Here is a 24,731-nt window from a genome sequence, read left to right on the forward strand (position 1 = left end):
ACAAGGCGCAACCGCCGCCGTGGGGCCTCACCCCACAAGGTGGGTGCAACGCCGGATGGCGTGGCAAATCGCCCCGGCCCTTCGGGTTGGCCCGTCTTGGGGTCGCATGCGGCGTTGCAAATGCTCGCCGGGTGTGCAACCCGACTCCGCTTTGCGCCTTGCCTGCGGCCCCATGGCGGGCCAACGCGCACCCATCCCAAAGCCCGACAGCCTCCTATGCCGCCTGGCTGCGATTGACGCGCCAGCAGTCAAGCAGTTGCCGCGCCACCCCTGGCAGCTCGCCCCGGCCCACCCGCTTGGCGAAGCCGAAGCGCTCGCCGGCATAGAGGCGGTCATAGGCCATGCGCGACACATGCGCCGGCCAGCCCTGGGCCGCCATCAGCGCCGAGAAGCGTTCCAACTGGCGCAGCTCGGCCTGGACGGGTCGTTCATGGCTGGGCACGAGGTCGTCGACAACCAGTCGAGCGGCACCGTCCTTGAAGGTGATGCGACGCGGCGCGAGGCTGGGCAGCGGGAGCGGCCGGCGGTGGCGGGAGTTCATGGCCGCAAAGATAGAACCGAGGCCCCACATGCCCGCGCCGAAAAACACCGCTTCCGCGGCCTTCCCTCGAAAGCCGCCGATCAGGTCGCCGAAGCCGTGGTTTTGGTCACACCCACGCCGGTCCGGCGCGGCCGCCCGGCCCCATCAAATCGAACCAACGAGTTGCAGGATCTGGGTCATCAGCTGCTGCGGCCGCAGGGGCTTGCCGAGATGGGCGTCGAAACCGGCGTCCAGCGCATGGGCGCGGTCGGTCTCCCGCGAGAAGGCGGTCAGGGCAATCGCCGGCAGGCGACGCCCACCGTTCTCCCTGAGCCTCAGCTCGCGAATCAGCTCGTAGCCATCGCGGCCGGGCATGCCGATGTCGCTGATCAGCAGGTCGAAGCGGCGGGTGTCCAGGCCGTCGAGCGCTTCGTCCACCGACGCGGCATGGCGGACCTGCATGCCCTGGTCGCCGAGGATCATGGTCAGCATGGCGCTGGCCTCCACGTCGTCCTCGACCAGTAGCACCTGCAGCCCGACGAGCACCGTCGAGGTGGCATCGCCCAGCGGGGCAAAGCCGCTGGCCGCCCCCGGCTCCGAAGGCGTCGCCATGGCTGGCGCGCCAGGCAGCCAGAAGCTGAACTGCGCGCCCAACCCCCGCCCCCCGCTCGCCACACTGACGTGGCCCCCATGCGATTCGACGAGGTTCTTGACGATGGCCAGGCCCAGGCCCAGGCCGCCATGCTGGCGGTTGCTGCTGGCGTCGCTCTGGGCGAAGCGGTCAAAGACGAAGGGCAGGAAATCCGCCGCGATGCCCTGGCCCTGGTCGCCTACCGTGACGGCCACGCCGCCGTCTTCGGCGCGCAGCTTCAGCGTGATCTCGCTGCCCGCGGGCGAAAACTTGAGCGCATTGCCCAGCAGGTTCCACAGCACCTGCTGGATGCGCGAAGCGTCGGCGTAGATCTTGAAGTCTTCCCGCTCCAGGTCCAGCAGCAGGCGGTGGCCATTGCGCTCCAGCAGCGGCTGCACGGCGGCGGCAGCGGCCGCGATGAGGCTGCCGACGTCAACCCATTCCCTGTTCAGCGGCAGTTTGCCGAGGTTGAGCCGCGACATGTCGAGGATGTCGGAGATCAGGCGCGCCTGCATGTCGGCATTGCGCTCGATGGCGGCAAGACCGCGCTCCAGCAGCTCGGGGCTGCTGCGCTTGCGCAGCATGTGGGCCCAGTTCAGGATGACGTTCAGCGGCGTGCGCAACTCGTGCGACAGCACGGCGATGAGGTCGTCCTTGAGCCGGATGTGGCGCTCGGCCGTGCCGCGCGCACTGCGCTCGCGCTCCAGCAACTCCTGGCGCTGCTGCTCCACCAGCAGGCGCTGCGAGACGTCGGTCGCCACGAGCATGGCGATGCCGGGCTCGATGTAGCTGGCCCCCGCCCACGCGACGGGCACGAGCCGGCCGTCGGGGCGGATGAGCTGGAACTCGGCGTGCGCACTGTCGGCGGACAACTGGCGCACGAAGGCCTCGGCCACCGGGCCGTCGGCAGGCGCCACGAAATCGCGCAGCGAGCGGCCATTCACCTCGGCCTGCGTGCGCCCCAGCAAGGCCAGCAGGGCGGGGTTGACGTCCAGCAGCCTGCCGTCGACGAGGTCCACCAGGGCGATGCCGCCCGGCGCCCGTTCGAAGGCGGCGCGGAACTTGGCCTCGCTGTGGCGCATCGCGTCCTCGGCCGCGCGCGTGCGCACCAGCGACTGGATGGTCGAGACCAGCACCGCCGGCTCAACGGGATGGGTCAGGTAGGCGTCGGCGCCCGAGTCCAGGCCGCGCACCTTGTCCTCGTCGGTCAGGTAGGCCGCCGTCAGGTGGATGACCGGCAGCTTGAAGGTGGTGGGCTGGCGGCGCAGGCGGCGGCAGACCTCCAGGCCGTCGATGTCGGGCAGATGGATGTCCAGCACGATGGCCGAGAGGCTCTCGTCGGCCAGCGCCAGCGCGCCGGCGCCAGTCGACGCCTCGACAACCGGAAAGCCCGCCGACTGCAGCAGGCGCACGGTGGCGTAGCGGCCGACCGGGTCGTCGTTGACCACCAGCAGACTGTGCCGCGAGCGGTCCAGGCTGCGCCCGCCCGACGCGACAGACGCTTGCGGCTCGGTCATGGCTGAGTAGCCTCCAGCGGCGCCTTGGCCAGCCGCAATGGCAGGGTGACGGTGAAAGTCGAGCCCTCGCCGGCTTCGCTTTGCAGCGCGATGCTGCCGCCGAGCAGCTCGGCCAGGCGTTTGCTCAGCGACAAGCCCAGGCCCGTGCCGCGCATGCGCTTCTGGATGGGGGAGTCGAGCTGCGAGAAGTCCTGGAAGATGGCCGAATGGAACTCGGGCGCGATGCCGATGCCGGTGTCGGCCACCGAGAAGACGATGAACTCGCCCTGCTGCACGGCCGACACACGCACCTCACCCTGGGTGGTGAACTTGAGTGCATTGGCGATGAAGTTGCGCAGGATCTGCGACAGCTTGGCGTTGTCGGTGAAGAGCTGCCTGGTGCCCTGCGGCTCCTCGAAGATCAACTGCACGTCGGGATTCACCAGCACCGGCTTGAACATGCCGCGCAGCGCCGAGAACATGTCCACCAGCTCGAACCAGGCCGGCGACACGTCGATGCGCCCCGCCTCGACCTTGGCCAGGTCCAGCAGGTCGTTGACCATTTCAGCGAACTCCTCCGATGTCGTGCGGATGAAGTTGATCTGCTTTTCCTGCTCTGCGGTCAGCGGGCCGTCGACGCGGTCCAGCAGCAGGCGCGTCAGGCTGCGGATGGAGGCGATCGGCGTGCGGAACTCGTGGCTCATGTAGGCCAGGAAGCGGCTCTTCAGCTCGGTGGCCTGGCGCAGCTGCTGGGCTTGCGTGTCCAGCTCGGCGTACAGCGCCAGCACGCCACCGTTGGTCTCTTCCAGCTCCTGCTGCAGCGACGCGACCTGCTGGCGCGACGCCTCCAGCGCCGCTTGCAGCGCGTTGACTTCGAGGACGGGCAGTTCCTGCATCAAGACTCTCGAAGTTCAATGACGCCGCAGCACGACGACCGTCGCGTCGTCGCGGCCACGGCAATGGTCGCGGATGAGCCAGCCGGCCACCACCATGGGCTCGCACTGCAGCAGGCCCGTCGCGTCGCCCAGATTCCAGCGCGACACGATGCCGTCGGAAAACAGCACGAGGATCGCATGATCCGGCCAATCGAAGGTGGTGTCCTGCAGGCGGCGGATCTGCACGCCCAGCGTGCCGGGCTGTGACATCAGGCCGCGGTCGCTGACGCCCGAGATCAGCCGGCCGGAGACATTGCCGGCGCCGGCAAACACCAGCTTGTCCAGCGAGGGCTCGATGGCGACGATGGCGACGGCCGCGCCGCGCGTGCTGCGCATCGTCGGGTGGGCGTCCTCCAGCATCGCAGCGGGTTCGTTGGCCTTCGTGCGCTGGAACAGGTCCAGCGCCGTGTCCGATGCTTCCGCGGCATCCGGGCCGTGGCCCAGGCCGTCGGCCATCATCAGCAGCGTGCGCCCATCTTTCACGCGCATGCCCCAGCCGTCGCCGGACACCTGCTCTCCAGGTGCCGGCAGGCCGATGCCTGCTACCGTGAAGCCAGGTCGGGTCGGCGTGCGGGCCGTGCCGGCCTCGAAACGCGCCGAGATGACGGCACCGCGTTGCGGCAGCGAGAAGGCCGAGAAGCGGTTGGCGAGGCGTTTGACGGCGCCCAGCCCAGTGCCCGCCGTGCCGCCGGTAGAGAAGCCGTCCTGCAGGCAGCGGCCCACATCCATGCCGGGGCCGGTGTCAAGCGATAGCAGCTCCACCGCATCGCCGTCCAGGCCCAGCAGCAGCGCGCCGCCGCCCGCATGACGGAACAGATTGGTGCCAAGCTCGGTCACACCGAGCGCCAGGCGGCCGGCAGCAGCGTCGTCGAAGCCGAGTTCAGCGGCCAGCACATGCGCCGCGCGCCGCGCCTCACCGACCTGGCTGGCATCGTCGATGGCAAACCGTTGATAGGGTCGCATCCGCCGCTACTTCCAGCGCGTGATGGTCACGCGGGTACCCTGGCCAACGGTTGATTCCAGCTCGAATTCGTTGACCAGCCGCTTGCTGCCTGGCAGGCCCTTGCCCAGGCTGCCACCCGTCGTCCAGCCGTCCTTCATCGCCAGATCCAGGTCCGGGATGCCCGGGCCCTGGTCGACGAAGGAGAGCGTCAGGCCGGCGCGAAGGCCCTCCTGGCGCAGCCGCCATTCCATGTCGCCACCGCCGCCGTAGACCAGCGCGTTGCGCGACAGTTCGCTGGCTGCGGTGACCATCTTGGTCTGGTCGACGAGGGAGAAGCCGAGCTGCTGCGCCAGCTTGCGCACGAATTGCCGGCTGGTGACGACATCGTTCTCGCTGCGGATCGGCACGCTGCCTTCAGTCGCCGTCGGATTCGCCGTCATCAGGTTGCTCCTCGGTTGCCTGGCGGAGCATTTCCATGCCGCGATCGACGTTCAATGCCGTGCGCACGCCGGTCAGCGAGAGGCCGAGTTCCACCAGCGTGATGGCCACCGCAGGCTGCATGCCCACGACCACCGAGTTCGCGCCGAGCACATGGGCGATGCTGGAGATGCTGGCCAGCATGCGGCCGATGAAGGAGTCGACGATCTCCAGCGCCGAGATGTCGATCAGCACGCCGGTGGCGCCGGTGCGTTCGATCCTGGCGGCCAGGTCGTCCTGCAGGGCCAGCGCGGTCTGGTCCATCAGGTCGACCTGGATGGTGACCAGCAGGGTGCGGCCCAGCTGGAGGATGGGGATGCGTTGCACTTCAGTCCGCCGCGGCCGTTGGCGCCGCCGGCGCACCGGTTGCTGCGGGCTTGCCGCGACTGATGACGAAGCCGGCGCGCTTCATCGCCACCTGCAGCGCGTCGGCCAGCGTGGCCTTGGTGATGATGCCCTGAAGGTCAATGCCCAGGTGCACGATGGTCTGCGCGATCTGCGGGCGGATGCCACTGATGATGCATTCAGCGCCCATCAGGCGGATGGCGGTGACGGTCTTCAGCAAATGCTGGGCGACCAGCGTGTCGACGGTGGGCACGCCGGTGATATCGATGATGGCAATGGTGGAGCCGGTGTCGACGATGCGCTGCAGCAGCGCCTCCATGACGATCTGCGTGCGGCCGCTGTCCAGCGTGCCGATCATCGGCACGGCCAGCACGCCGTCCCAGAGCTTGATGACCGGCGTGGACAGCTCCAGCAGCTCCTGCTGCTGGCGGTTGATGAGCTCCTCGCGGCTGCGCTGGTAGGTCGTCACCGTGAACTGGGCGAGGTTGTCGATCAGCGTGGACACCTGCCACACGACTTCCAGCAGCGCGGCGGGTTCGCTGGCGAGCACCCGCTGAAGGCCCGAAAAGACCGGCTTCTTCAACGCCAGCACGAAGCGGCTGGTGTCCGCCGCCGTCGAGCCCTGCGCGGCGCGTGAGCGTGACAGCGCGGCCAGGAATTCGCGGCTCTTCTCCCAGGCCCGGTCGTCGAAGTTGTCGATGCTGCCTTTGGCTTGCAGGCCGGACTGCAGGGCATCCAGCAACTGCTCGGTCCCCTGCACTTCGGTGCTCAGGCTGCGGCCACCGCCACCGGCAGCCAGCTCGGCCTGCCATTCGGCAAGGACCTGGGCGCGATGCTGCGACAGCAGCGTTTCAAAGGCCGCACTGTTGTTCTTCATGGGTTCCTTGGATGAACGGTAGGGGCCGTCGTTATCTGCGTGCCGGGGTGGCATCGAGCGCAGCCGATAGTAGTCTTGGGACGCGGCCTTATCTGTCGGACAACACGCCGCGCTGCAAGCACGGCTACTTCGCCTGCCCCTCAGCGCCGCCAGGGTGCGCTCACGATGGCCTTGGCCGCTTCAGCCTCCGGCAGCGCCTTGGCGAACAGCCAGCCCTGCCCCACCTGCACGCCCAGTTGCTCGAGYAACGCCGCCTGCTGCTCATCCTCGACGCCCTCGGCCAGCGTCTGCTTGCCCAGGGCCAGCGCGAGGCCGACGATGGTGCGGACGATCTCCTGCGCCTCGCGGCCGGCGGCCAGGCGGATGACGAAGCTGCGGTCGACCTTGAGCGTGTCGAAGGGGAAGCGGTGCAGATAGGCCAGCGACGAGTAGCCGGTGCCGAAGTCGTCGATGCTGAGCTTGAAGCCCATGCGCGCCAGCTCCTGCAGCACCTCGGCGCTGCGCTGCGGGTTGGCCATGGCCATGCTCTCGGTGACTTCGAGCTTCAAGCGGTGCGTGGGCACGTCGCCCAGCGCCGCCAGCGTGGCGCGGGCGTCGGCCAGCAGCTCGACATCGCGCTCCAGCTGCACGCCAGACAGGTTGACGGCCACTTCACCGGTGAAGCCCAGCGGCTGCCAGCGGCGCAGTTGGGCGGCGGCTTCGAGCAGGCCCCAGCGGCCTATGGCCGTGATCTGGCCGCTGGCCTCGGCCACCGGGATGAAATCGCCCGGCATGATCAGGCCCCGGGTCGGGTGGCGCCAGCGGATCAGCGCCTCGAAGCCGAGCAGGCTGCGGTCCGACAGGCGCACGAAGGGCTGGTAGTGCAGCTCGAACTGGTCGCCTGCGGCCAGCGCCACGTCGATGGCGTCGCGCAGCCAGCGGCGCGATTGCTCGACCAGTTGCTCGGCGGGGTCGAACTCATGCGTCTGCCCTGGGCCGGCGGACTTGGCGCGGGCCAGCGCACCTTCGGCGGCGGCCATCAGCTCGTCGGCGCTGCCAGGCCCGTGGCGGCGCTGGGCCCAGGCGATGCCGGCGGTGATGGCCAGGCCATGCTCACCGAACGGTGGCGCCAGCACATCCTGCACGCTGCGCGACAGATCGGTGGCCACATCGCCACCGGCCAGCAGCAGCGCGAATTGATCAGGCCCCAGCCGGGCGACGAGATGGCGGGCGCCGAAGTCCGCCTTGAGGCGCCCGGCCAGCTCGGTCAGCACCGAGTCGCCCACCACGGGGCCGTGGGTTTCGTTCAGCGCGCGAAAGCCATCCAGGCCCAGCAGCAGCAAGCCGGTCTCGGGGGCGGACATGCCGCTCAACAGCTGCGTCAGCTGCTCGCGGAAGAGCACGCGGTTGGCCAGGCCGGTGAGGCGGTCGTGCAGCGCGTCGTAGCTGATCTGACGCTGCAGACGCTGGCCCTCGGAAATGTCGGTCAGCGAGCCGGCCATACGCACAGGTTTGCCGTCCTCGCGCACCGCCAGGCCGCGTGCCAGCAGCCAGCGCTCCTGGCCGCCCTGGTTGAAGTGCAGCATGTGGTGGAACTGCAGGCTCTGGCCGTCTAGATGGGCCTGCAGCTCAGCGTTGAAGGCCGCCTTGGCCGGGGACTCCAGCGGCAGCGTCCAGGCCGTGATGGCCTGACCGGCCTCGGCGGCCGACAAGCCCATCAGCCCCAGCCAGCGCGGCGAGTAATAGACGTCGCCGCTGTTCAGGTCCCAGTCCCACAGACCGTCGTTGGCGCCCTGGGCGGCCAGCGCGTAGCGCTGTTCGCTGGCGGCCAGGCGGCGGGACGCGACACGGCGCTGGCCCTGCTCGGCACCGGCGCGCAGCACGCTGGCGCCCAGCGTCGCCAGGGCAAGTGCCAGCAGCGGCGGCGCCAGCGACAGCACGAGGTGGCGGCTCTCGAAGCCCCATTGCGCCAGCGCCAGCAGGGCCAGGGTGGCCAGCCCGATCAAGGCGAGGCCGCGGCCCAGGGACAGGCGCGCCAGCAGCCAAACGGCGCCAAGGGGCAGCAGGATGATCACCGCCAGCTCGACCGCGCCGCCCCAGTACGGGCGCACCAGGCTGCGGCCGGTCAGCAGGTTGTCGGTGACGGTGGCCACGCGCTCCATGCCGGGCATGCTGTCATCGAAGGGCGTCGGAAAGTGGTCGCCCGCCGCAAGCGCGGCCACGCCGACGACGGCCACGCGGCCGCGCAGCCGGGCCGGGTCGACCTTGCCCGCAAGCAGTTCGCCAAAGCCGACGGACGGGAAGGTGGCGCTGGGGCCGTAGAAGTTGACGCCCAGGCGAGACAGCTCGTCCAGCGGCGCGCGCAGGCCGCTGCCGATCTGCAGTTCCTGGCCGAAGCTGGCGCGCACCTGGCCCCATTCCACGCCGCGCGCAAAGGCGGCCAGGCGCAGCGCGAGCGAGGGGTAGACCTCGCCGTTCAGGCGCAGCAGCGGCAGGTCGTGGCGCAGGCTGCCGTCGCTCTCGCGGCGCACGATGACGTGGCCCAGGCCGGCGGCCGCAGCGGCCAGACTGGGCTCGGGCGCGAGCAGGCGGCGAGGCTTGTAGAAGTCGGCCTCGCTGCGGGCCAGCGCCGCCTCGTTGTTGTAGCCCAGCAGGGCCTGGGCGAGGATGGGCGCAGGCGCCGCCGATGCGTCGGCCGCGCCGTCGTCGGGCAGCGCGAACGGGATCAGCGTGCGCCCGCCGGCCTTCATCGCGCTGGCCAGCGCCGCGTTGGCCTCGGGCGTGCCGCCGCCGGGCAGCAGCAGGATGTCCAGCGCGATGGCGCGGGCGCCGCCGTCCTGCAGCGCCTGCACGGCGCGGGCGATCTCGCTGCGGTCGGGCACGCGGCCGCCCAGCGCCTCCAGCGCGGCGTCGTCCACACGCACCAGCAGCAGCGGCAGCTCGGTGCCGGGTGCAAGGTAGCTGCGCCAGGAGGTCTGGGCGTCCAGGGCCCAATGGTCCAGCCGCTCGAAAGCGGTCACCTCGGTCCGCAGCGCCCACACGGCAATGCCGAGCAGTGCGGCGGCAAGGGCGATCAGCGCATAAGCCAGGCCGGCAGTCGCGCGCCTCAATCCAGCGACCCCAGGCGCTGTTCGACACGTTGCACCTTGTCCGCCGTCCAGGTCGCGACGTCGGTGCAGTCCCGGGCGTCGCAGCGCGTGCCGCTGTTGGTTTTGGCCAGGCGCACCGGGTAGCGCGGCTTGATGCCGCGGGTCTGCGGGCCGACGGGTTCGACGTCGACCGCGCCGGTTTTCACGAGCACGGCGGTCGCCCGGTCGTCGCCCACCTCGACGCTGAACTCGGTGCCGCGCACGGCGGTCACGGCGGTGGACGTGCGCACTTTCCAGCTGCCACCGGCCGAGGGATTCACGCGCTGGCCGATCAGGCCCAGCTCAAGCAGCAACTCGGCATGCCGCGGCTGGGTGCCACCGGCGCTGAAGGCCTCGATGCGCAGTTGGCTCCGGTCGGCCAGCACGAGCACCGATCCGTCGATGAACTTCAGCCGCACGCGGCCGGCCGTGCCGGTGCGCAGCGCGGTGCCCACGGCGAGCTTGTCGCCCACGGCCAGGGCCCCGCCGTCGACCCGCTGGGCGTCGCCGCTGACGGCCATGACCTCGCAGGCCTGCTGGGCAAAGGCCGCTGAACTCAGCAGGGAAAGGCTCAACAACAGCGCGCGCATTTCAAGACTCCTATCGAGATGGATCGCCGAAGAGGGCGTATCCGGCCCAGTAGAACGGATGCGCCCAGCGCCCGCCACCGAGAGTTCCCTCGATCATCCCCACTTGAGCGAGGCGCAGTGCCTCGGCGCGGGGGGCCTTGGCGGCGAAGGTGGCAGACGTCAGCGCGGCGGCCGAGGTCGTCTCGACCGACCAGTGCGTGGCCAGCACCGAGCGGCTGCCGGCGAAGAAGAAGCCGCGCACCAGGCCCGACATGGCCGCCCCGCCCTGCTCTCCCGCCGCTGTGTTGCAGGCCGACAGCAGCACGGCCTGGGCGTTCAGGCGCAGCGTCAGCACATCGTCCAGCTCCAGCAGCGGTGACACGCTGGCGTCCTTGCCTGGCGCCAACGCCAGCGCGGGCTTGGAGACGCCCGGCAGCTCGCCGGGCATCAGCCCGTGGGTGGCGAAGGCGACGAGGCGGCGGTCGTCCAGCCTGGCGGCCAGCACGGCCTCGCGCGTGGCGGCGGCGCCCAGCAGCAGGTCGGTCTGCGGGTTGGCACCCACGGCCTTGGCCAGCGCGGTCAGCTCGGTGCGGGTCTCGGGCAGGGGCGGGATGTCGCCATAGCTGAAGCCCCAGGCGGCGTCGTACTTGGTGGCACTCTGGCCAAGGGCCGCACGACCGGCCTTGGCGGTGGACTTGAACAGAGGGTCGCCCACGCCGAACAAGGCCTTGGCCGCGGGTGCCGGCGAGGCCGCACGGCGCAGTGCGTAGAGGGCCCCGGCCGACGGCAGCTGCGTGACGGCCATCTGGCGCGCGACGAAGGCCGTCGGCTGGTCGGCAGTCAGCGCGGCAGCAAACGGCATGCCGGCCAGCGCGCCGTCGGCGGCGACGAGCAGGCTCTTGACGCCGGCGCCGGGTTGCAGCGGTGCGATCAGTTCCTGCCAGATCTCGTGCAGCGCCTGCACCGGCAGCTTCGACGGGCGGCCGGTGCTGAGGTCCAGCGCGGTGCGGATCTGCGCCACCCGCTCGGCCCAGCCGGCCGCGCCTATCTTGGAGGCCGAGAAGCGCGTCGCTTCGCCCGGCACGATCAGCCAGGTCAGCGTGGCGCCCTCCAGCGGCTGCACGACGAGCAAGGCCTCGCCGGGCGACATCAGCTTCTGCAACGCGGCCGGCGCGGGCAGCGTGGGCGTGACGAGGTCGGCATAGGCCGGGTAGGCCTTGGCGACGCGATCGCGCTGGACCGTCAGCGCCTCGCGCGCGGCCTGGGCGGCCTCGCGCTGCTGGCGCACCTGCTCGCGCACGGCGGCGAGTTCGTCGGCATTGGCCTTCTGCTGCTTCTTGCGCTCGGCATCGGGCAAGGCCTTGAGCTGGGCCTTGGTCTCGTCGCTGCTGTTGCGGCGGCGGATGCGGTCCTCCTCGCCCAGCGAGGCGTTCAGCGTGCTGTGTCTGGCTGAAGCGGCGGCGCGCAAGGTCTGCTCCTCTTCGAGCAGCCCGCGCAGCGCGGGCGTGGCGGCCAGCACGCGGGCGCTGGCGTCCACCAGCGCGCGGTGGGTGGCGCCGGCCTGCATGCGGTCGGCCACCTGCATGGCGCGATCGATCCAGGCGGGCTCCAGCTTGTCGCCACGCTGGGCGCGCGCGGCAATCTCGCGCAGGAACTCGTCGAAGGCCAGGCCCAGCACGAAGCCGCGCGCGCCTGACAAATCCAGATCCAGCCAGCCGCCGGGCGTGTCCAGCAGCGCTGCGAACAGCGGCTGGTAGTCGCCCCAGGCGCCCGCCATGTCGCCCTTGAGCACGCGCACCAGCGCCCGCACGCCGGCCGCCTCCTGCGTCTGCGGATGGGCGTCGCCATAGAGCCGCAGGCGCAGGCGGTGGATGCGCTCGACGATCTCCAGCGCCTCGTCGAAGCGGCCGTTCTTGGCGGCCAGCAGCGCGCGCAGCCGCCAGTCGCTGGCGCGGTCGCGGGCCAGGCTGTCGGCGGGCAGGCTGGCCAGGAACTCGCGGTAGAAGGCATCGGCCTCGGGCCAGCGGCGCAGGCCGATCAGCGAGCGCACCTGCTCCTGGCGCGCCAGCCAGCGCGCATGGCTGGCGGCGCCGGCGCCGGCCCGCTGCAGCATGTCGTCGGAGCGCTGGGCGTTCTCCAGCGCGGCGGCGTACTGGCGCGACGCGACCTGGGCCTGCGCCAGGCGGTAGCTCCAGCGTGCGCCCAAAGCTTCCGTGATCTGACCGGACCGCCACAGCGCCAGGTTGGCCTGGCCGATCTGCACGGCCTCGGGCGCGCGGCCCTGGCGCACGAGGGCGTAAGTCAGCATGCCCTGGGAGCCGTCGTACCAGCCGTAGGCGTCCTGCACTGCGGGGTCGCGCGCGCTTTTGTTCATGTCCTTGGACGCACGACGCGCATCCTCCACGCCCTTCTGCGACAGGCGCACGGCCTCGCGCAGCGTGGCGGTGGCCTCGGCCAGCCGGCCGCTCCAGCGCTCAATCTCGGAGCGCACCTGCAACCGGTCCACCTGCAGCCGCAGCGCTGCGGCGGGGTCGCTGTCGCCCATGGATTCCAGCGCCTGTTTGCTGAGGCTCTGGGCGCGTGACCAGGCGCGGTCGAGCATGGCGCGGTCCTTGGCCTGGGACAGCGCATAGACCTGGCGCAGCGCCGCGCTCGCGCGCAGCGGCAGGCTCAGCGTCGTATCGCTGGCATAGGCATCGGCAGTCGTCAGGGCCTTGCCCGAACTGCCCCAGACGAACTCGGCGCTCAGGTACTGGCGCACCCACAGCTCGCCGCCCGGCTGGCCGCGGCTGAGCTGGGCCAGTTCGGCCAGCAGCTCCACCCAGCGCCCGCGCTGCTCCAGGGACTGCGCCGCCCTGACCTGCTGCTGCAGCAAGTCCAGCCGCGCCGCCGGCTCGACGGGCAACGCTTCAGCCAGCAGCGCCTGCGCCTCGGCAGCCGGCATCAACGCGGTGGGCGAATCGCCCGCGTCCTCCTCGTCGACCTGGGCCAGAGCGGTCGTTGCCGCGAGCAGTCCGGCCATCAGCCACATCAGCTTGCGCATGGGCGCCTCCAGTCCCTATAGCTTGCGGGCCGGCAACTGCGCCAGCAACAGCACCGAGGCCATCAGCCACATCGGCGCGGTCAGTGCCGTGGCGGCGGCCAGCAGGCCGAATCCGGCGGGCATGGCCACCGTGGCGCCGTTCACCGTCAGCATGCGCAGGCCCAGGGCCTGGCCGTGGCGCTCGGGCGGCGTGGCGCGGTGCAGCATCGACAGGATCATGGGTTGCACCGAACCGAGCGCCATGCCCAGCAGCGCCGAGCCGCAGACCAGGCCGGCGGTGCCGGGCAGCCAGGCGTAGGCGACGAAGGTCAGCATCGCCACCACCATGGCACCGCGCAAGGCCTTGGCCTCGTCGATGTCATCGGCAAAGCGCACGATGGCCAGGCGCACCAGCGTGGCCGCCACCGCGAAGCTGCCCAGCACCAGACCGATGCTGGACGCCGACAAGCCGCGCGCATGGCCCACCACGGGCACGACGAAGCTGTGCGCGTCCCAGCCGGCCGACAGCGCCAGGTTGACGAGCAGCAGGCGGCGGTAGGCCGGCAGGCGGAACAGGTCCCAGGCCGCCGGCTCGCGAAAGCTCTTGGTGAAGACCTTGGGCGGGTTGCGCGGCACCTTGCGCGCCAGCACCCAGGCCAGCACGGGCAGCAACGCTGCAAAGCCGAAGGCCGCCGTCATTCCGATGTGGTCGATGAGCAGGCCCGCAATGATGGGCGAGAGGGCGTTGGACATGGCCGGCCCGAGCGCCATCCAGCTGAAGATGCGCTTGAGGTCGCCCGGCTGCTCGGCCATCAGCCCGGCCTCGCGCTGCATGGCCACCGCCGCCACGGCCACGGCGCCACCGCAGAGCAGGCAGCCGGTGGCGATGGCCCAGAGCTGCTGCACGCCCAGCGCCAGCAGCGCGCCCGCGCCTGCCAGCAGCACGCCGACCCCGACCGGGCGGTGAAAACCGTGGCGGTCCGCCAGCCGGCCGGCCCACAGCGACAGCGCGATGGGCGCCACGGCAAAGAGGCTGAGCAGCAGGCCGACCGAGGCCTCGCCATAGCCCTGGTTCAGCACCCACAGGCTGGCCGTGACGCGCGTGGTGGCCATGCAGGCATGCACGCAGATCATGGTGGCGATCAGCCACACGAAGGCGTGGCGCAGGTGGCGCGGTGGGGAGTCGGCGGGCATCAGGAGGGCGCCGCAGGCGGTGCCTGCGAAAGCGTCCCAGTATCCCCGGGGGCCTCATGCAACCTGTCGACCCTTTTTACAGATGAGCAATCAGAAATCACCGCATTCGCCCCAAACGACTGTCAGAGCTGGTGATTTCTCGCCGGCATGAAATTCGCTACTTCCCATGCTATCTGTCCCGAGCCGTCTGGAAACCCTCATGAAAACCAAGAACACCCTCGCCGTCCTGTCGCTGGCCGCCGCTGCGCTGCTGGCCTCCACCGCAGCCCTGGCCCTGCCCACCGCCGTGGCGACCTGGAACTTCAACGGCACGCTGACCGCCAGCGAAGCCGGCGCCCCGGCGCTGACGGCGATCGACCCGCTGGGCACCAATGCCTTTGTGACCGACACGGTGTTCGGCGTCAGCCAGACCGTCTACCAGTTCAACGGCAACCGCACGCCGGTCAACGAGCAGGCCGGCCTGTCGGTCAGCACGACCGGCCTGCTGACCGTGCCCAATGCCTACACGGTCGACATCGTCTTCAAGTTCAACGCCGACAACGGCACCTGGAAGAGCATCCTGAACACGTCCAACCGCAGCAGCGACAACGCCTTCTACGTGGAGCCGGGCAACAAGCTGCAGGTCTACCCCATCGGCGACGGCCCGGACACCTTCACCTTCGGCGACTACCACCGCATCTCGCTGACCAACAACGGTGCCGGCCACGTCACGACCTACTTCGACGGCGCCTTCCAGTTCGACCTGCTGACCACGGTGATGGACTTCAGCACCTACGGCATCGCCAATCCCGACAACCTGCTGACCTTCTTCGCCGACAACGTGCAGGRCGGCGGCCAAGGTGAATTCGCCAGTGGCAGCGTCGCGCTGATCCGCCTGTACGACGGCGAACTGTCCGACGACGACGTGGGCGGCCTGCCCACCGGCCGCCTGCCCGAGCCGGGCACGCTGCTGCTCACCGGCCTGACGCTGGCCGCGCTGGGCGTTTCGCGTCGCCGCAAGCAGTAAGCACCACGGGCGGCATCGCTGCTGTCGTCAGCGATGCCCCGAGTTGAGAGTTGCACAGAGGCCCGTATATGCGGGCCTCTGTGCTTTTCGTCGCTCAATGACAGGCCGTGCCGGTCGCTAGCCAGGTTGCTTCACAGCTTTGGCCAAGATGATCGAGATGCTTTGCACTCGCCCGTTGAACAAGCCAACATAGATTTGGATCCCACTGGGGTCCGCTCGACATTGGACAAAGCTCGCCACCGTCTGTCCGTGAGGGAGCCGGCGTGCGGACGTGGCGCACAGCGTGAACACATGGCTCGCCAGACTCAGATCGAACGGCTTGAACTCCCGCAACCTGGGTTCGCGCTGCGCGGCAGACCCGAAGTTCAACCAGAGGCCGCAGCGCACTTCCGGATTGCGCACCTGGTCGGACCAATCGGGCAGGAAGCCCAACGAATCCTCATACAAGTCATTCAGGCGCTGCCTCTGTTCTGCGCTGCGGCCCTCCAGTTTGACGAGTTCGAGCATCTCGCCGAGCCAAGGCCCGAAATGCCGAATGACGGCTTGCTTGTCGCAGAGATTGATGTCGCGCGCGCTTTGGATGAGGCGCAGCATTGCCAGCTGCCGCCTGGCGCCCTCGGCCAGCCCGGGCTCATCGATGGGTGCCCGCAGGATGCCTTCCCAAAGCTCTGCACTGCCGTCCCCGACAAAAGCCGGCCTCGCGGTCTCGGCTCTTGAAACAGCGGCGGCGCAAAACATTGCGACGCAACAGAAGCACCAGAGAACTCGGTGCCGCATCGCGTCAAGCTGAATCGTCGTCGGCAGCCGCAGCAAGCTGCAACAACTGCGCGGCCGCATCGTCCGGCAGTGCCTCCACACCCTTGAGCTTGCGCGTCATGGCGCGGGTGCGCACCTCGGCGGCGTCCAGCGTCTTGCCGGCCTCATCGAGCTTGTTCTTCACCTTGGTCAGCACGTCGCCGAACTTGCCGAACTCGGTCTTGACGGCACCCAGCACCTCCCAGACCTCGGCCGAGCGCTTCTCCAGCGCCAGCGTGCGAAAGCCCATCTGCAGGCTGGTCAGCGTCGCCAGCAGTGTGGTGGGGCCGCACAGCATGACCTTGTGCTCGCGCTGCAGGCTCTCCATCAGGCCGGGTCGGCGCAGCGCCTCGGCGTACAAGCCTTCGGTGGGCACGAACAGGATGCCGAAGTCGGTGGTATGCGGCGGGCCGATGTACTTCTCGCGGATGGTCTTGGCCTCCAATCGCAGCCGACTCTCGATGGCCTTGCCCGCCGCGTCGGCGGCCGGCGCATCGGCGCGCTCCTGGGCGTCCAGCAGGCGCTCGTAGTCCTCGCGCGGGAACTTGGCGTCGATGGGCAGCCACAGCGGCTGGCCATCGTCGCGCTGGCCCGGCAGCTTGATCGCAAACTCGACCCGCGCGCTGGAGCCCGGCAGCACCGCCACGTTGGCCGCGTACTGCTCGGCCGTGAAGACCTGGTCCAGCAGGCCGGCCAGCTGCACCTCGCCGAACACGCCGCGCGTCTTGACGTTGGTCAGCACGCGGTTCAGCGAGCCCACGTCGCGTGCCAGGTTCTGCATCTCGCCCAGGCCCTTGTGCACCTGCTCCAGCCGCTCGGCCACCTGCTTGAAGCTCTCGCCCAGGCGTTGCTCCAGCGTGGCGTGCAGCTTCTCGTCGACCGTCGCGCGCATCTGCTCCAGCTTCTTCTCGTTGTCCTGCTGGATGGCGGTGAGGCGCAACTCCACCGTGTGGCGCAACTCGGCCATGCGCTGTTCGTTGAGCAGCGACATGGCCTGCAATTGCTCGCGCATGCCGTCGGCCAGGCGCTGCATCGATTCGGCCTGTGCCCGCGCGCTGCGCAGCGCTGCGGCATCCTGCGCCTCGCGGGCGGCGAGCGCCTGTTGCGACAGCGACTGATTGCTGTGCTGCAGGCCCTGGCTGAGCACCTGCTGGAACTGCGCCAGGCCTTGCACCAGCTCCTGCCGCGTGCCGCTGGCGCTGCGACCCAGCTCGTCGCGCAACTCGCGCTCCAGTCTTTCGTTGCCCTGCTGCAGCAGCTCCGGCGAGACCGCCGACTGGGGCTTCTGGCGGGCCCAGATCAGCGCAAGCAACAACAGGATCAAGGCCAGCAGGCCCAGCAGCAACAGGTCAAACAGGCTCATGTGCGGCATTGTCGCTGCCGCGCTCCCGGGTCTAGGCCTATAGCGCCTTGAACAGATGGTGATGCTGCGTCGACACCTTGAGCCGCTCGGGCCGGCCCTTGATCTCCAGCTCTAGCGCGTCGCCGGCGCGGTGCACGCCGTGCACATGGCGGCGGTTGACGACCACGCTGCGGTGGACCTGCATGAAGCGCGCGGGGTCCAGCCGCTCCAGCAGCTCCTTCAATGACAGCCGGATCAGCCCGTCGCAGTCCGGCGCAACGACGCGCGTGTACTTGCTGTCGGACTCGAAGTACTGCACGTCGTCCACATGCAGTAGCCGCACCTGGCTGCCCACCGCCACCTGCAGCCAGTCGTCACCCGAACGCGTTGGTGACGGGGCCAGCGCCTCACGCAGGCGCGCCACCGTCTTGGCCAGCCGCGGCAGCTCTACCGGCTTGAGCACGTAATCGACGGCTTGAGCCTCGAACGCCTCGACCGCATGGGCGTCGTAGGACGTGACGAAGACGACGCGCGTAGCGGCGCCCTGCAGCGCATCAGCCACCTGCAGGCCGGTCAGGCCAGGCATGCGGATATCGAGGAAGGCCAACTGCGGGCGCAGCCGCTGGATGGCCCGCAAGGCCTCAATGCCGTCCGCGCATTCCTGCACTAGGCGCAGTTCCGGCCACAGCTGATTCAGGCGCTCGCGAAGAGCCGCGCGCATGAAGGGCTCATCGTCGGCCAGGATGGCGGTGGGCGCGAGATCGTCGGTCATGGTTTCTCCAGCGGCACGGTCACGCTGGCCAGCACCCCGCCATTCCCCAGCCCGGCGACGGACAGCCGCGCGCGCTCGCCGTGGATRCCGCGCAGGCGCTCGCGGATGTTCTGCAAGCCGGTGCCGCCATCTGGCGCCGTCACGCCGCTGAGGCCCACGCCGTTGTCCTGCACGCCGACATGCAACTCGCCGCCGGCCTGCCGCGCGAAGACGCAGATGCGCACCGGCCCGGGCTTGGGCTCCACACCATGCTTGATCGCGTTCTCCACCAGCGTCTGCACTACCAGAGGCGGGAACTCGACCGCCGCGAGCGCGGCCGGCAGGTCCACGTCCACGGCCAGCCGCCCGCCCATGCGCAGCCGCGCGATCTGCAGGTAGGCGTCCGTCAGCTCGAACTCGCGGCCCAGCGTGGACGAGAACTGGCGCATGCGTACTGCACAGTCATTTCTCCAGCATCACGGTCGCCCATCGCGACGCGCCGGCACGCAGCATCCCGGTCTGGCCCCGCCGCCGCCGCACCCGCGTGACGAATGAAGCCCCGCTGCGACGAACGCCGCTCAGGGCGCGATCAGCCCTTTGACCGCACGCGGCAGCTCGGCCTCGATCAAGTCCACCAGCGCCTTCACGCGCTGCTCGGACGTCGCCGCGGCCCAGGGGTTGGCAGCGGCCTCGCGCGCCACCGGCAAGCGGGCGGCGATGGCGATGGACCGCTCGCGCCTCAGCCGCATGTCCACCAGGTCGATCAAGGCGACGCGGATGGACACATAGGGCACGAACACCGGCAGGCCGGGCTGGCCGTCGAAGCCGATGTTGGCACTGGGGCGCTGGTCGAGCACGAAGCCCGGGCCTTCCAGCGTCGTGAGGATGCGCGCCGGCAGGGCTGCGGCCAGGCCGGGCTCCTGGCGGCTGCGCGTCACCAGCAGCAGCTGGGCCGCGCCGCTCTGGCGCACCGCAGCAACCAGGTTGCCGGGCAGCGTGAGCTTGCCGTCGACGAAGAGGTTGGCCGGGTCGCCGAACAGGCTGCGCGTGGTGGAGGTGTAGAGCTTGGCTTCGAGCTTGTCGCTGACGGCTTTGACGGCTTCGTTGAGCGTCTGCAGCACGGCGTCGTCGAGCTTGCCGGCGGGCGTGGCCGTCCACTCGCCGCTCTGCACGGTGTCGCCGCGAGCCGGGGTCAGGCTGATGAGCTGCACGCTGTCGCCCAGCAGGGACAGGGCGGCGTACTTGTTGGGGTCGCGCGGTGTCTTGTCTTCGACGACCGGCGCGGCTGCGGGCGCGGCCGGAGGCTTGAGCCGGCTTTGGGCCAAGGCCAGGGCGGGCGCGAGAACAAGCAGGGGAACGAGAGCGAACAGAAAGGGTTTCATCAGAGGGGCAGGATCTCGGGATTCAGCGGCGTGGGCGGCGGGGCGCCGGTCAGCGCGGCAACGAGATTGTCGGCGGCCAGCCCGGCCATCGCGAGGCGGGTGGGCATGGTGGCGCTGCCGATGTGCGGCGTGAGGACGATGTTGGGCAGGCTCAAGAGCGCCGGGTTCACGCGCGGCTCGCCTTCAAAAACGTCCAGGCCCGCTGCGGCGATGCGGTGCTCGCGCAGAGCGGCGGCCAGCGCGTCCTCGTCGACGATGCCGCCGCGGGCGATGTTGACCAGCGTGGCCGTCGGCTTCATCAGCGCCAGCTCGGCGGCGGCGATGCAGTGGTGGGACGCGGCCGAGTAAGGGAGCACGAGGATGAGGTGGTCGGCCTGGCGCAGCAGCTCATCCTTGCTCACGTAGCGCGCACCGAGTTCGGCCTCGGTGTCGGCCGGCAGACGCGAGCGGTTGTGATACGCCACCTGCATGTTGAAGCCGAAGCGCCCACGCCGCGCCAACGCCTGACCGATGCGGCCCATGCCCAGGATGCCCAGCGTCGTGCCGTGCACGTCGGCGCCGGCCAGGAAGTCCCAGGACCAGCTCTTCCACAGGCCGTCGCGCAGCAGGCGCTCGCCCTCGGACATGCGCCGGGCCGTGGCCATCAGCAGCGCGAAGCCGAGGTCGGCCGTGGTCTCGGTCAGCACGTCGGGCGTGTTGGTGACGAGCACGCGGCGCGCGGTGCAGGCGGCCAGGTCGATGTGGTTGTAGCCCACGCTCATGGTGCTGACGGCGCGCAGGTCCGGGCAGGCGGCCAGCAGCTCGGCAGTGATGCGCTCGGTGCCGGTGATGTAGGCGCCGGCCTTGCCTTGCAGCCGGGCGCGCAGTTCGTCGGCAGGCAGCGGTGCCTCGCCGTCATGGAAGTCCACCTCGAAATGGGCCGAGAGCTGCTCGACCACCGCCGCCGGTGCGCGGCGGGCAATCAGAACCTTGGGCTTCAGTGCAGTCATGTCCAGCCCCCTCAGTCTTCCAGGAAACGCGTGAAATCGGCCACCGGCGCACGCTCGGTGACCAGGCTGTTCTCGACTGCGGCCGGGTCGGCAAAGCCAAGCGACATGCCGCAGACCAGCATCTGCTCATCACCCAGCTGCAGCTCCTCCGCAATGACGCGGTGGAACTGCGTGAACGCCGCCTGCGGGCAGGTGTGTAGGCCGCGCGCGCGGGCGGCCACCATGACGCTCTGCAGGAACATGCCGTAGTCCAGCCACGAGCCCTGCTGCATGACGCGATCGATGGTGAAGAACAGGCCCACCGGCGCGTCGAAGAAGACGAAGTTGCGGCCATGCTGGTGCTGCATGCGCGCCTTGTCGGTCTTGGCGATACCCAGCAGCCCGTAGAGGTCCCAGCCCACCTTGCGGCGTCGGTCGATGTAGGGGCTGCGCCACTCGGTGGGGTAGTAGGCGTATTCCTCCTTGCTCGCCGCGTTCTGCGCGGGGTCGAGGTAGGCGGCCTGGATGCGGCCACCAATGCGCTTGAGCGCTTCGCCCGTCAGCACATGGACTTGCCAGGGCTGGGTGTTGGTGCCGGACGGCGCCCAGGACGCGACTTCGAGAATGTCTTCGACCGTCTGGCGTGGCACCGGCGTCGGCAAAAAGGCGCGCAGCGAGTGCCGGGTCTTGATGGCAGCGTCGACGGCGGCGGTCTGCTCGGGTGTGGGCTGGGCGAAACGGCTCATGGGGTCAGTGCCTTCAAGGCGGAGAGATAGGCGGCAGGCAACTCGGCCACCGGGCGGCGGCYGTCGCTGTCGACGTAGACATGCACGAAGTGACCCCGCGCCGCGCACAGGTCGCTGCCTTCGGCGAACAGGCCGATCTCGTAGCGCACGCTGGAGCGGCCTTGCTGGGCCACGCGCACGCCGGCCTCGATGGACTGCGGGAAGGCCAGCGACTCGAAGAAGTTGCAGTGCGTCTCGACGACCAGGCCGATGACGTCGCCGCCATGGATGTCCAGCGCGCCGGCCTCGATGAGCAGACGGTTCACCGCCGTGTCGAAGAGGCTGTAGTAGACGACGTTGTTCAGGTGGCCGTAGACATCGTTGTCCATCCACCGTGTCGTCAGCGGCACGAAGCGTGGATAGGCGTTGCGGGCGTCGGGCTGCGGTCGCATCATGCGAGGCATTCTTCCATGCGACCGGTGCCGCACGGTTTGCAAAGGATTGCGGCATATGCACTTGCGTGGCGAGATTTGCCGGAGCGACACTGCCCCGGAGCCTTTCGGCTCGATCACGGCCGCCTCGCGGCGACGCAGGGTGAAAACGGATTCAACACGGCTCGGAAGGAGCACTCGCATGAATCGATTCCCATTGACAGGTCCCGCAGGTACCGCAGGTCTTGCACGCGTTGCAGGTCTTGCCCTCGCAGCCCTCCTCGCCCTGCCTGCCCTGGCGCAGAACGCCACCAAGGACGACGCCGTGGCCATGGTCAAGAAGGGTGTGGCCTACATCAAGGCCAACGGCAAGGACAAGTCCTATGCCGAGATCACCGCCAAGAGCCCGCAGTTCATCAAGCACGACCTCTACCTCGTCGTCTACGGCCTGGACGGCAAATGCCTGGCCCACGGCGCCAACGAGAAGCAGGTCGGCCGCGACCTCATCGACCTCAAGGACATCGACGGCAAGCCCTTCGTGCGCGAGCGCACCGAGCTCGGCCGCTCCAAGCCCAATGGCTTCTGGCAGGACTACAAGTTCACCAACCCGACGACCAAGAAGATCGAGCCCAAGCAGATGTACTGCGAGCGCCTGGATGAAACCATCGTCTGCGGTGGCATCTACAAGTAGCCCATGAAGCTGGCCGCAAAGATGCTGTTGCCGCCCATGGCGGCATTGGCCGTCGTGCTGGCGATAGGCCTGGGCAACAGCATGCTGTCGCTGCGCGAGGTCGTCACCGCCAACGAGGCCGGCCAGCAGCGCAACGAGGTCTTCATGACCACGGTGGCGGTGCAGACCCAGGTCGGCGAGCTGCACGGTGGCGTCTACCGCACGATCGCGCTGATCGGCTCGCTGGATGACGCCAAGGTCAAGGAACTGCGCGTCCAGCTGAAGAACCAGGTAGATGGCGTGACGCGCACGCTCACCACGCTGGCCGAGACGGAGGCCACACCTCCCGAGACCGATGCCCACATCAACGCGGCGCTGCCTCTGCTCAAGGCCTATCTCGCCAAGGCCGATGGCGCCATCGACCTGGCCTCGGTCGACCCCAACACCGGCGTCGCCGCCATGCAGGACGCCGAAGCCCGCTACAAGGAAGTGGCCGCGCTGATTGGCAAGATCGTGCAGAGCATGAGTGCCGACCAGCAGACTGCCTCCGACGCGCAGCAGGACAACGCGCGCCGCCGTGCCTGGATCTTCGCCCTCGTCTCGCTGCTGGCTGCGGCCGCTGGCATGGGCATGCTGCTGGTCAACCAGCGCAAGATCGTGGCGGATGTGAATGCCTCGCTGTCACTGGCCGAGTCCGTCGCGGCGGGCGACCTGACGCAGCGCGCCACGCCGCTGGGCGAGGACGAACTCGCCGGCCTGATGCGGGCGCTGAACCAGATGTGCGAGCAGCTCGGCAGCACGGTCGGCGAGGTCATGATGGTGGCCGACTCCATCCGCACCGCGTCCGCCGAGATCGCCTCGGGCAACCAGGACCTGAGCCAGCGCACCGAGCAGACGGCCTCCAGCCTGGAGATCACCAGCTCGTCCATGGCCCAGCTCACCGGCACCGTGCGCCAGAGCGCCGACCATGCCCAGACCGCCAACCAGCTCGCCACCTCGGCCGCCAGCGTGGCCCACCGCGGCGGCAGCGTGGTGCAGCAGGTGGTGGAGACGATGAACGACATCGCGTCTTCAGCCAAGCGCATCGCCGACATCATTGGCGTCATCGATGACATCGCCTTCCAGACCAACATCCTGGCGCTCAATGCTGCGGTCGAAGCCGCCCGGGCCGGCGAGCAAGGTCGCGGCTTTGCCGTGGTGGCGGGCGAGGTGCGCAGCCTGGCGGGCCGCAGCGCGGCGGCGGCCAAGGAGATCAAGACGCTGATCGGCGTCAGCGTGGAGCGCGTCGAGTCCGGCGCCCGCCATGTGCAGGACGCCGGCTCCACCATGGGCGAGATCGTCGGCGCCGTGCAGCGCGTGACCGACATCATGGGCGAGATCAGCACCAGCGCCTCGGCCCAGAGCCAGGGCATCGCCGACGTCACCCAGGCCGTCACCCAGGTGGACGACATGACGCAGCAGAACGCCGCCCTCGTCGAGGAAAGCGCCGCAGCGGCGGAGTCGCTGCGCGAGCAGGCGCAGCGGCTGGCGCAGGTGGTCAGCCAGTTCCGGGTTCGCTGACCCAAGCGGCCCACGACTGGGCCGCCAGGTTCAAGGTGTTGACCTGCACCGCCACCGTCGTCGCCAGGTCGCGCCCGTAGCCGCCGGCCATGCTCAGCGCGACCGGGATGCGGCGCTCGCGCAGCGCCGCCAGCACGCGGCGGTCGCGCTCGGCGAGACCCTCGTAGGTCAGCTTCAGCCGGCCCAGGCGGTCACCTTCATGCGGGTCGGCGCCGGCCAGGTAGAAGGCGAGGCCCGGGTTAAAGCGCCGCCATACCTCATCCATGGCAAGGTCCAGCGCCGCCAGATAGTCCGCATCGCCGCAGCCATCGGGCAGGTCCACGTCCAGGTCGCTGGCCTCCTTGCGGAATGGGAAGTTGCGCGCGCCATGCATGGAGAAGGTGAACACCGTGTCGTCGTCGCGGAAGATGGCCGCCGTACCGTTGCCCTGATGGACATCGAGGTCGATGACCAGCACCTTGAGCGTGCTGCGATGGCCGCGGCTCCACTCCGCCTGCATCAGCCGCGCGGCCACGGCCGCGTCGTTGAAGACGCAATAGCCCGAACCCTTGTCCGCATAGGCATGGTGGGTGCCGCCGGCCATGTTGGCGGCCACGCCTTCCTGCAGCGCCGCCCGCGCGGCGGCAATGCTGGCGCCGACCGAATGCCGCGAACGCAGCGCCATCGAAGGCGACCACGGGAAGCCGATCTCGCGCTGCGCGGCCGCGCTCAAGTGGCCCAGCAGCACCGCGTCGACATAGTCCGGCGTGTGCGCCAGGGCCAGTTCGCCTTCGCTGGCCGCAGGCGCCGCCTGCATGCGCAGCAGGCCCGGCTCGCGCTCGAAGTGCTCGCGCAGCAGCCGGTACTTGGACTGCGGAAAGCGATGCCCGGGCGGCAGGGCCAGGCTGTGGGCGTCTGAATGGAAGGCGAACATGGCTCCGAACCTTACCGTCAGCGCTTTGTCACACGCTGTCACCCCTAATTTGCTGCGGTGCAGCAAATAGTT

At 69.5% G+C, this 24,731-nt stretch carries 23 protein-coding genes; 3 read left to right on the top strand and 20 right to left on the bottom strand.

Going from position 1 to position 24,731, the window contains the following annotated elements; all coding sequences use genetic code 11:
* Nucleotides 1-214: 214 nt before the first annotated feature.
* The 11 genes from ACXRVZ_RS03350 to ACXRVZ_RS03400 all read right to left on the bottom strand — a co-directional run bounded on the left by ACXRVZ_RS03350 (nt 215) and on the right by ACXRVZ_RS03400 (nt 14,116).
* Nucleotides 215-541, bottom strand: a complete 327-nt coding sequence (locus ACXRVZ_RS03350) for a hypothetical protein (protein WP_457426900.1) — start codon at nt 539-541, stop codon at nt 215-217.
* A gap of 144 nt (nt 542-685) precedes the next feature.
* Complete coding sequence (locus tag ACXRVZ_RS03355) at nt 686-2,668, bottom strand: response regulator (RefSeq protein WP_457426902.1); 1,983 nt, start codon at nt 2,666-2,668, stop codon at nt 686-688.
* Nucleotides 2,665-3,543: a sensor histidine kinase gene (locus ACXRVZ_RS03360; protein WP_457426904.1), complete on the bottom strand. Its 879-nt coding sequence runs from the start codon at nt 3,541-3,543 to the stop codon at nt 2,665-2,667. Before ACXRVZ_RS03360 ends, ACXRVZ_RS03355 begins: the two co-directional genes overlap by 4 nt.
* A gap of 15 nt (nt 3,544-3,558) precedes the next feature.
* The gene (locus ACXRVZ_RS03365; protein WP_457426906.1) at nt 3,559-4,545 is read right to left on the bottom strand and encodes a SpoIIE family protein phosphatase; all 987 of its coding nucleotides are present in this window, start codon (nt 4,543-4,545) and stop codon (nt 3,559-3,561) included.
* Nucleotides 4,546-4,551: 6 nt separating this feature from the next.
* Nucleotides 4,552-4,965 (bottom strand): anti-sigma regulatory factor, encoded by a 414-nt coding sequence (locus ACXRVZ_RS03370; RefSeq protein WP_457426908.1) that lies wholly within the window; start codon nt 4,963-4,965, stop codon nt 4,552-4,554.
* The gene (locus ACXRVZ_RS03375) at nt 4,940-5,329 is read right to left on the bottom strand and encodes an STAS domain-containing protein (protein WP_457426910.1); all 390 of its coding nucleotides are present in this window, start codon (nt 5,327-5,329) and stop codon (nt 4,940-4,942) included. Before ACXRVZ_RS03375 ends, ACXRVZ_RS03370 begins: the two co-directional genes overlap by 26 nt.
* A 1-nt stretch (nt 5,330) precedes the next feature.
* Entirely contained in the window at nt 5,331-6,224 is an 894-nt protein-coding gene (locus tag ACXRVZ_RS03380; protein ID WP_457426912.1) for an STAS domain-containing protein, read from the bottom strand.
* Between the two features lie 140 nt (nt 6,225-6,364).
* Nucleotides 6,365-9,313, bottom strand: coding sequence for an EAL domain-containing protein (locus tag ACXRVZ_RS03385; protein ID WP_457426914.1), 2,949 nt, complete (start codon nt 9,311-9,313; stop codon nt 6,365-6,367).
* The gene (locus tag ACXRVZ_RS03390; RefSeq protein WP_457426916.1) at nt 9,310-9,921 is read right to left on the bottom strand and encodes a FecR family protein; all 612 of its coding nucleotides are present in this window, start codon (nt 9,919-9,921) and stop codon (nt 9,310-9,312) included. Before ACXRVZ_RS03390 ends, ACXRVZ_RS03385 begins: the two co-directional genes overlap by 4 nt.
* A 10-nt stretch (nt 9,922-9,931) precedes the next feature.
* Nucleotides 9,932-12,943 carry a CHAT domain-containing protein gene (locus ACXRVZ_RS03395; RefSeq protein WP_457426917.1) on the bottom strand — a complete coding sequence of 1,004 codons (3,012 nt, stop codon included), beginning with the start codon at nt 12,941-12,943 and terminating at the stop codon, nt 9,932-9,934.
* A gap of 15 nt (nt 12,944-12,958) precedes the next feature.
* Nucleotides 12,959-14,116 carry an MFS transporter gene (locus ACXRVZ_RS03400; protein ID WP_457426919.1) on the bottom strand — a complete coding sequence of 386 codons (1,158 nt, stop codon included), beginning with the start codon at nt 14,114-14,116 and terminating at the stop codon, nt 12,959-12,961.
* Nucleotides 14,117-14,315: 199 nt separating this feature from the next.
* Between ACXRVZ_RS03400 and ACXRVZ_RS03405 the strand changes: the two genes are divergently transcribed.
* Nucleotides 14,316-15,122 carry a PEP-CTERM sorting domain-containing protein gene (locus ACXRVZ_RS03405; RefSeq protein WP_458232184.1) on the top strand — a complete coding sequence of 269 codons (807 nt, stop codon included), beginning with the start codon at nt 14,316-14,318 and terminating at the stop codon, nt 15,120-15,122.
* A gap of 117 nt (nt 15,123-15,239) precedes the next feature.
* Here the strand turns inward: ACXRVZ_RS03405 and ACXRVZ_RS03410 are convergent, their stop codons facing one another.
* The 8 genes from ACXRVZ_RS03410 to ACXRVZ_RS03445 form a co-directional block, all read right to left on the bottom strand.
* The gene (locus tag ACXRVZ_RS03410) at nt 15,240-15,935 is read right to left on the bottom strand and encodes a hypothetical protein (protein WP_458232185.1); all 696 of its coding nucleotides are present in this window, start codon (nt 15,933-15,935) and stop codon (nt 15,240-15,242) included.
* Nucleotides 15,904-17,280, bottom strand: a complete 1,377-nt coding sequence (locus ACXRVZ_RS03415; protein ID WP_457419541.1) for a DNA recombination protein RmuC — start codon at nt 17,278-17,280, stop codon at nt 15,904-15,906. Before ACXRVZ_RS03415 ends, ACXRVZ_RS03410 begins: the two co-directional genes overlap by 32 nt.
* A 37-nt stretch (nt 17,281-17,317) precedes the next feature.
* The gene (locus ACXRVZ_RS03420) at nt 17,318-18,031 is read right to left on the bottom strand and encodes a LytR/AlgR family response regulator transcription factor (RefSeq protein ID WP_457419543.1); all 714 of its coding nucleotides are present in this window, start codon (nt 18,029-18,031) and stop codon (nt 17,318-17,320) included.
* Nucleotides 18,028-18,459, bottom strand: a complete 432-nt coding sequence (locus tag ACXRVZ_RS03425; protein WP_457419545.1) for a sensor histidine kinase — start codon at nt 18,457-18,459, stop codon at nt 18,028-18,030. Before ACXRVZ_RS03425 ends, ACXRVZ_RS03420 begins: the two co-directional genes overlap by 4 nt.
* Before the next feature lie 129 nt (nt 18,460-18,588).
* Entirely contained in the window at nt 18,589-19,392 is an 804-nt protein-coding gene (locus ACXRVZ_RS03430) for a hypothetical protein (protein ID WP_457419546.1), read from the bottom strand.
* Nucleotides 19,392-20,381 (bottom strand): 2-hydroxyacid dehydrogenase, encoded by a 990-nt coding sequence (locus ACXRVZ_RS03435; protein ID WP_457419548.1) that lies wholly within the window; start codon nt 20,379-20,381, stop codon nt 19,392-19,394. The genes ACXRVZ_RS03430 and ACXRVZ_RS03435 overlap by 1 nt, the downstream gene beginning before the upstream one ends.
* Nucleotides 20,382-20,392: 11 nt before the next feature.
* Nucleotides 20,393-21,106 carry a nitroreductase gene (locus tag ACXRVZ_RS03440; RefSeq protein WP_457419550.1) on the bottom strand — a complete coding sequence of 238 codons (714 nt, stop codon included), beginning with the start codon at nt 21,104-21,106 and terminating at the stop codon, nt 20,393-20,395.
* Nucleotides 21,103-21,537 (bottom strand): acyl-CoA thioesterase, encoded by a 435-nt coding sequence (locus ACXRVZ_RS03445; protein WP_458232200.1) that lies wholly within the window; start codon nt 21,535-21,537, stop codon nt 21,103-21,105. The genes ACXRVZ_RS03440 and ACXRVZ_RS03445 overlap by 4 nt, the downstream gene beginning before the upstream one ends.
* Nucleotides 21,538-21,718: 181 nt before the next feature.
* On the opposite strand from ACXRVZ_RS03445, the gene ACXRVZ_RS03450 reads away from it, so the two are divergent.
* Together ACXRVZ_RS03450 and ACXRVZ_RS03455 are read left to right on the top strand one after the other, a co-directional pair.
* Entirely contained in the window at nt 21,719-22,207 is a 489-nt protein-coding gene (locus ACXRVZ_RS03450) for a cache domain-containing protein (RefSeq protein WP_457419552.1), read from the top strand.
* 3 nt (nt 22,208-22,210) lie between these two features.
* Nucleotides 22,211-23,746 (top strand): methyl-accepting chemotaxis protein, encoded by a 1,536-nt coding sequence (locus ACXRVZ_RS03455; protein ID WP_457419554.1) that lies wholly within the window; start codon nt 22,211-22,213, stop codon nt 23,744-23,746.
* On the opposite strand, the gene ACXRVZ_RS03460 is transcribed toward ACXRVZ_RS03455, so the two are convergent.
* Nucleotides 23,724-24,659 carry a histone deacetylase family protein gene (locus tag ACXRVZ_RS03460; RefSeq protein WP_457419556.1) on the bottom strand — a complete coding sequence of 312 codons (936 nt, stop codon included), beginning with the start codon at nt 24,657-24,659 and terminating at the stop codon, nt 23,724-23,726. The genes ACXRVZ_RS03455 and ACXRVZ_RS03460 overlap by 23 nt on opposite strands.
* Nucleotides 24,660-24,731 lie beyond the last annotated feature (72 nt).

It is taken from the genome of Roseateles sp. P5_E8 (assembly GCF_054177665.1).

What these genes read in the sequence shown, in the direction of transcription:
- ACXRVZ_RS03415 (WP_457419541.1), bottom strand. Translation starts at nt 17,280, where the DNA reads ATGAGCCTGTTTGACCTGTTGCTGCTGGGCCTGCTGGCCTTGATCCTG.
- ACXRVZ_RS03450 (WP_457419552.1), top strand. Translation starts at nt 21,719, where the DNA reads ATGAATCGATTCCCATTGACAGGTCCCGCAGGTACCGCAGGTCTTGCA.
- ACXRVZ_RS03455 (WP_457419554.1), top strand. Translation starts at nt 22,211, where the DNA reads ATGAAGCTGGCCGCAAAGATGCTGTTGCCGCCCATGGCGGCATTGGCC.
- ACXRVZ_RS03350 (WP_457426900.1), bottom strand. Translation starts at nt 541, where the DNA reads ATGAACTCCCGCCACCGCCGGCCGCTCCCGCTGCCCAGCCTCGCGCCG.
- ACXRVZ_RS03395 (WP_457426917.1), bottom strand. Translation starts at nt 12,943, where the DNA reads ATGCGCAAGCTGATGTGGCTGATGGCCGGACTGCTCGCGGCAACGACC.
- ACXRVZ_RS03420 (WP_457419543.1), bottom strand. Translation starts at nt 18,031, where the DNA reads ATGACCGACGATCTCGCGCCCACCGCCATCCTGGCCGACGATGAGCCC.
- ACXRVZ_RS03355 (WP_457426902.1), bottom strand. Translation starts at nt 2,668, where the DNA reads ATGACCGAGCCGCAAGCGTCTGTCGCGTCGGGCGGGCGCAGCCTGGAC.
- ACXRVZ_RS03440 (WP_457419550.1), bottom strand. Translation starts at nt 21,106, where the DNA reads ATGAGCCGTTTCGCCCAGCCCACACCCGAGCAGACCGCCGCCGTCGAC.
- ACXRVZ_RS03460 (WP_457419556.1), bottom strand. Translation starts at nt 24,659, where the DNA reads ATGTTCGCCTTCCATTCAGACGCCCACAGCCTGGCCCTGCCGCCCGGG.
- ACXRVZ_RS03430 (WP_457419546.1), bottom strand. Translation starts at nt 19,392, where the DNA reads ATGAAACCCTTTCTGTTCGCTCTCGTTCCCCTGCTTGTTCTCGCGCCC.
- ACXRVZ_RS03365 (WP_457426906.1), bottom strand. Translation starts at nt 4,545, where the DNA reads ATGCGACCCTATCAACGGTTTGCCATCGACGATGCCAGCCAGGTCGGT.
- ACXRVZ_RS03400 (WP_457426919.1), bottom strand. Translation starts at nt 14,116, where the DNA reads ATGCCCGCCGACTCCCCACCGCGCCACCTGCGCCACGCCTTCGTGTGG.
- ACXRVZ_RS03435 (WP_457419548.1), bottom strand. Translation starts at nt 20,381, where the DNA reads ATGACTGCACTGAAGCCCAAGGTTCTGATTGCCCGCCGCGCACCGGCG.
- ACXRVZ_RS03380 (WP_457426912.1), bottom strand. Translation starts at nt 6,224, where the DNA reads ATGAAGAACAACAGTGCGGCCTTTGAAACGCTGCTGTCGCAGCATCGC.
- ACXRVZ_RS03370 (WP_457426908.1), bottom strand. Translation starts at nt 4,965, where the DNA reads ATGACGGCGAATCCGACGGCGACTGAAGGCAGCGTGCCGATCCGCAGC.
- ACXRVZ_RS03390 (WP_457426916.1), bottom strand. Translation starts at nt 9,921, where the DNA reads ATGCGCGCGCTGTTGTTGAGCCTTTCCCTGCTGAGTTCAGCGGCCTTT.
- ACXRVZ_RS03360 (WP_457426904.1), bottom strand. Translation starts at nt 3,543, where the DNA reads ATGCAGGAACTGCCCGTCCTCGAAGTCAACGCGCTGCAAGCGGCGCTG.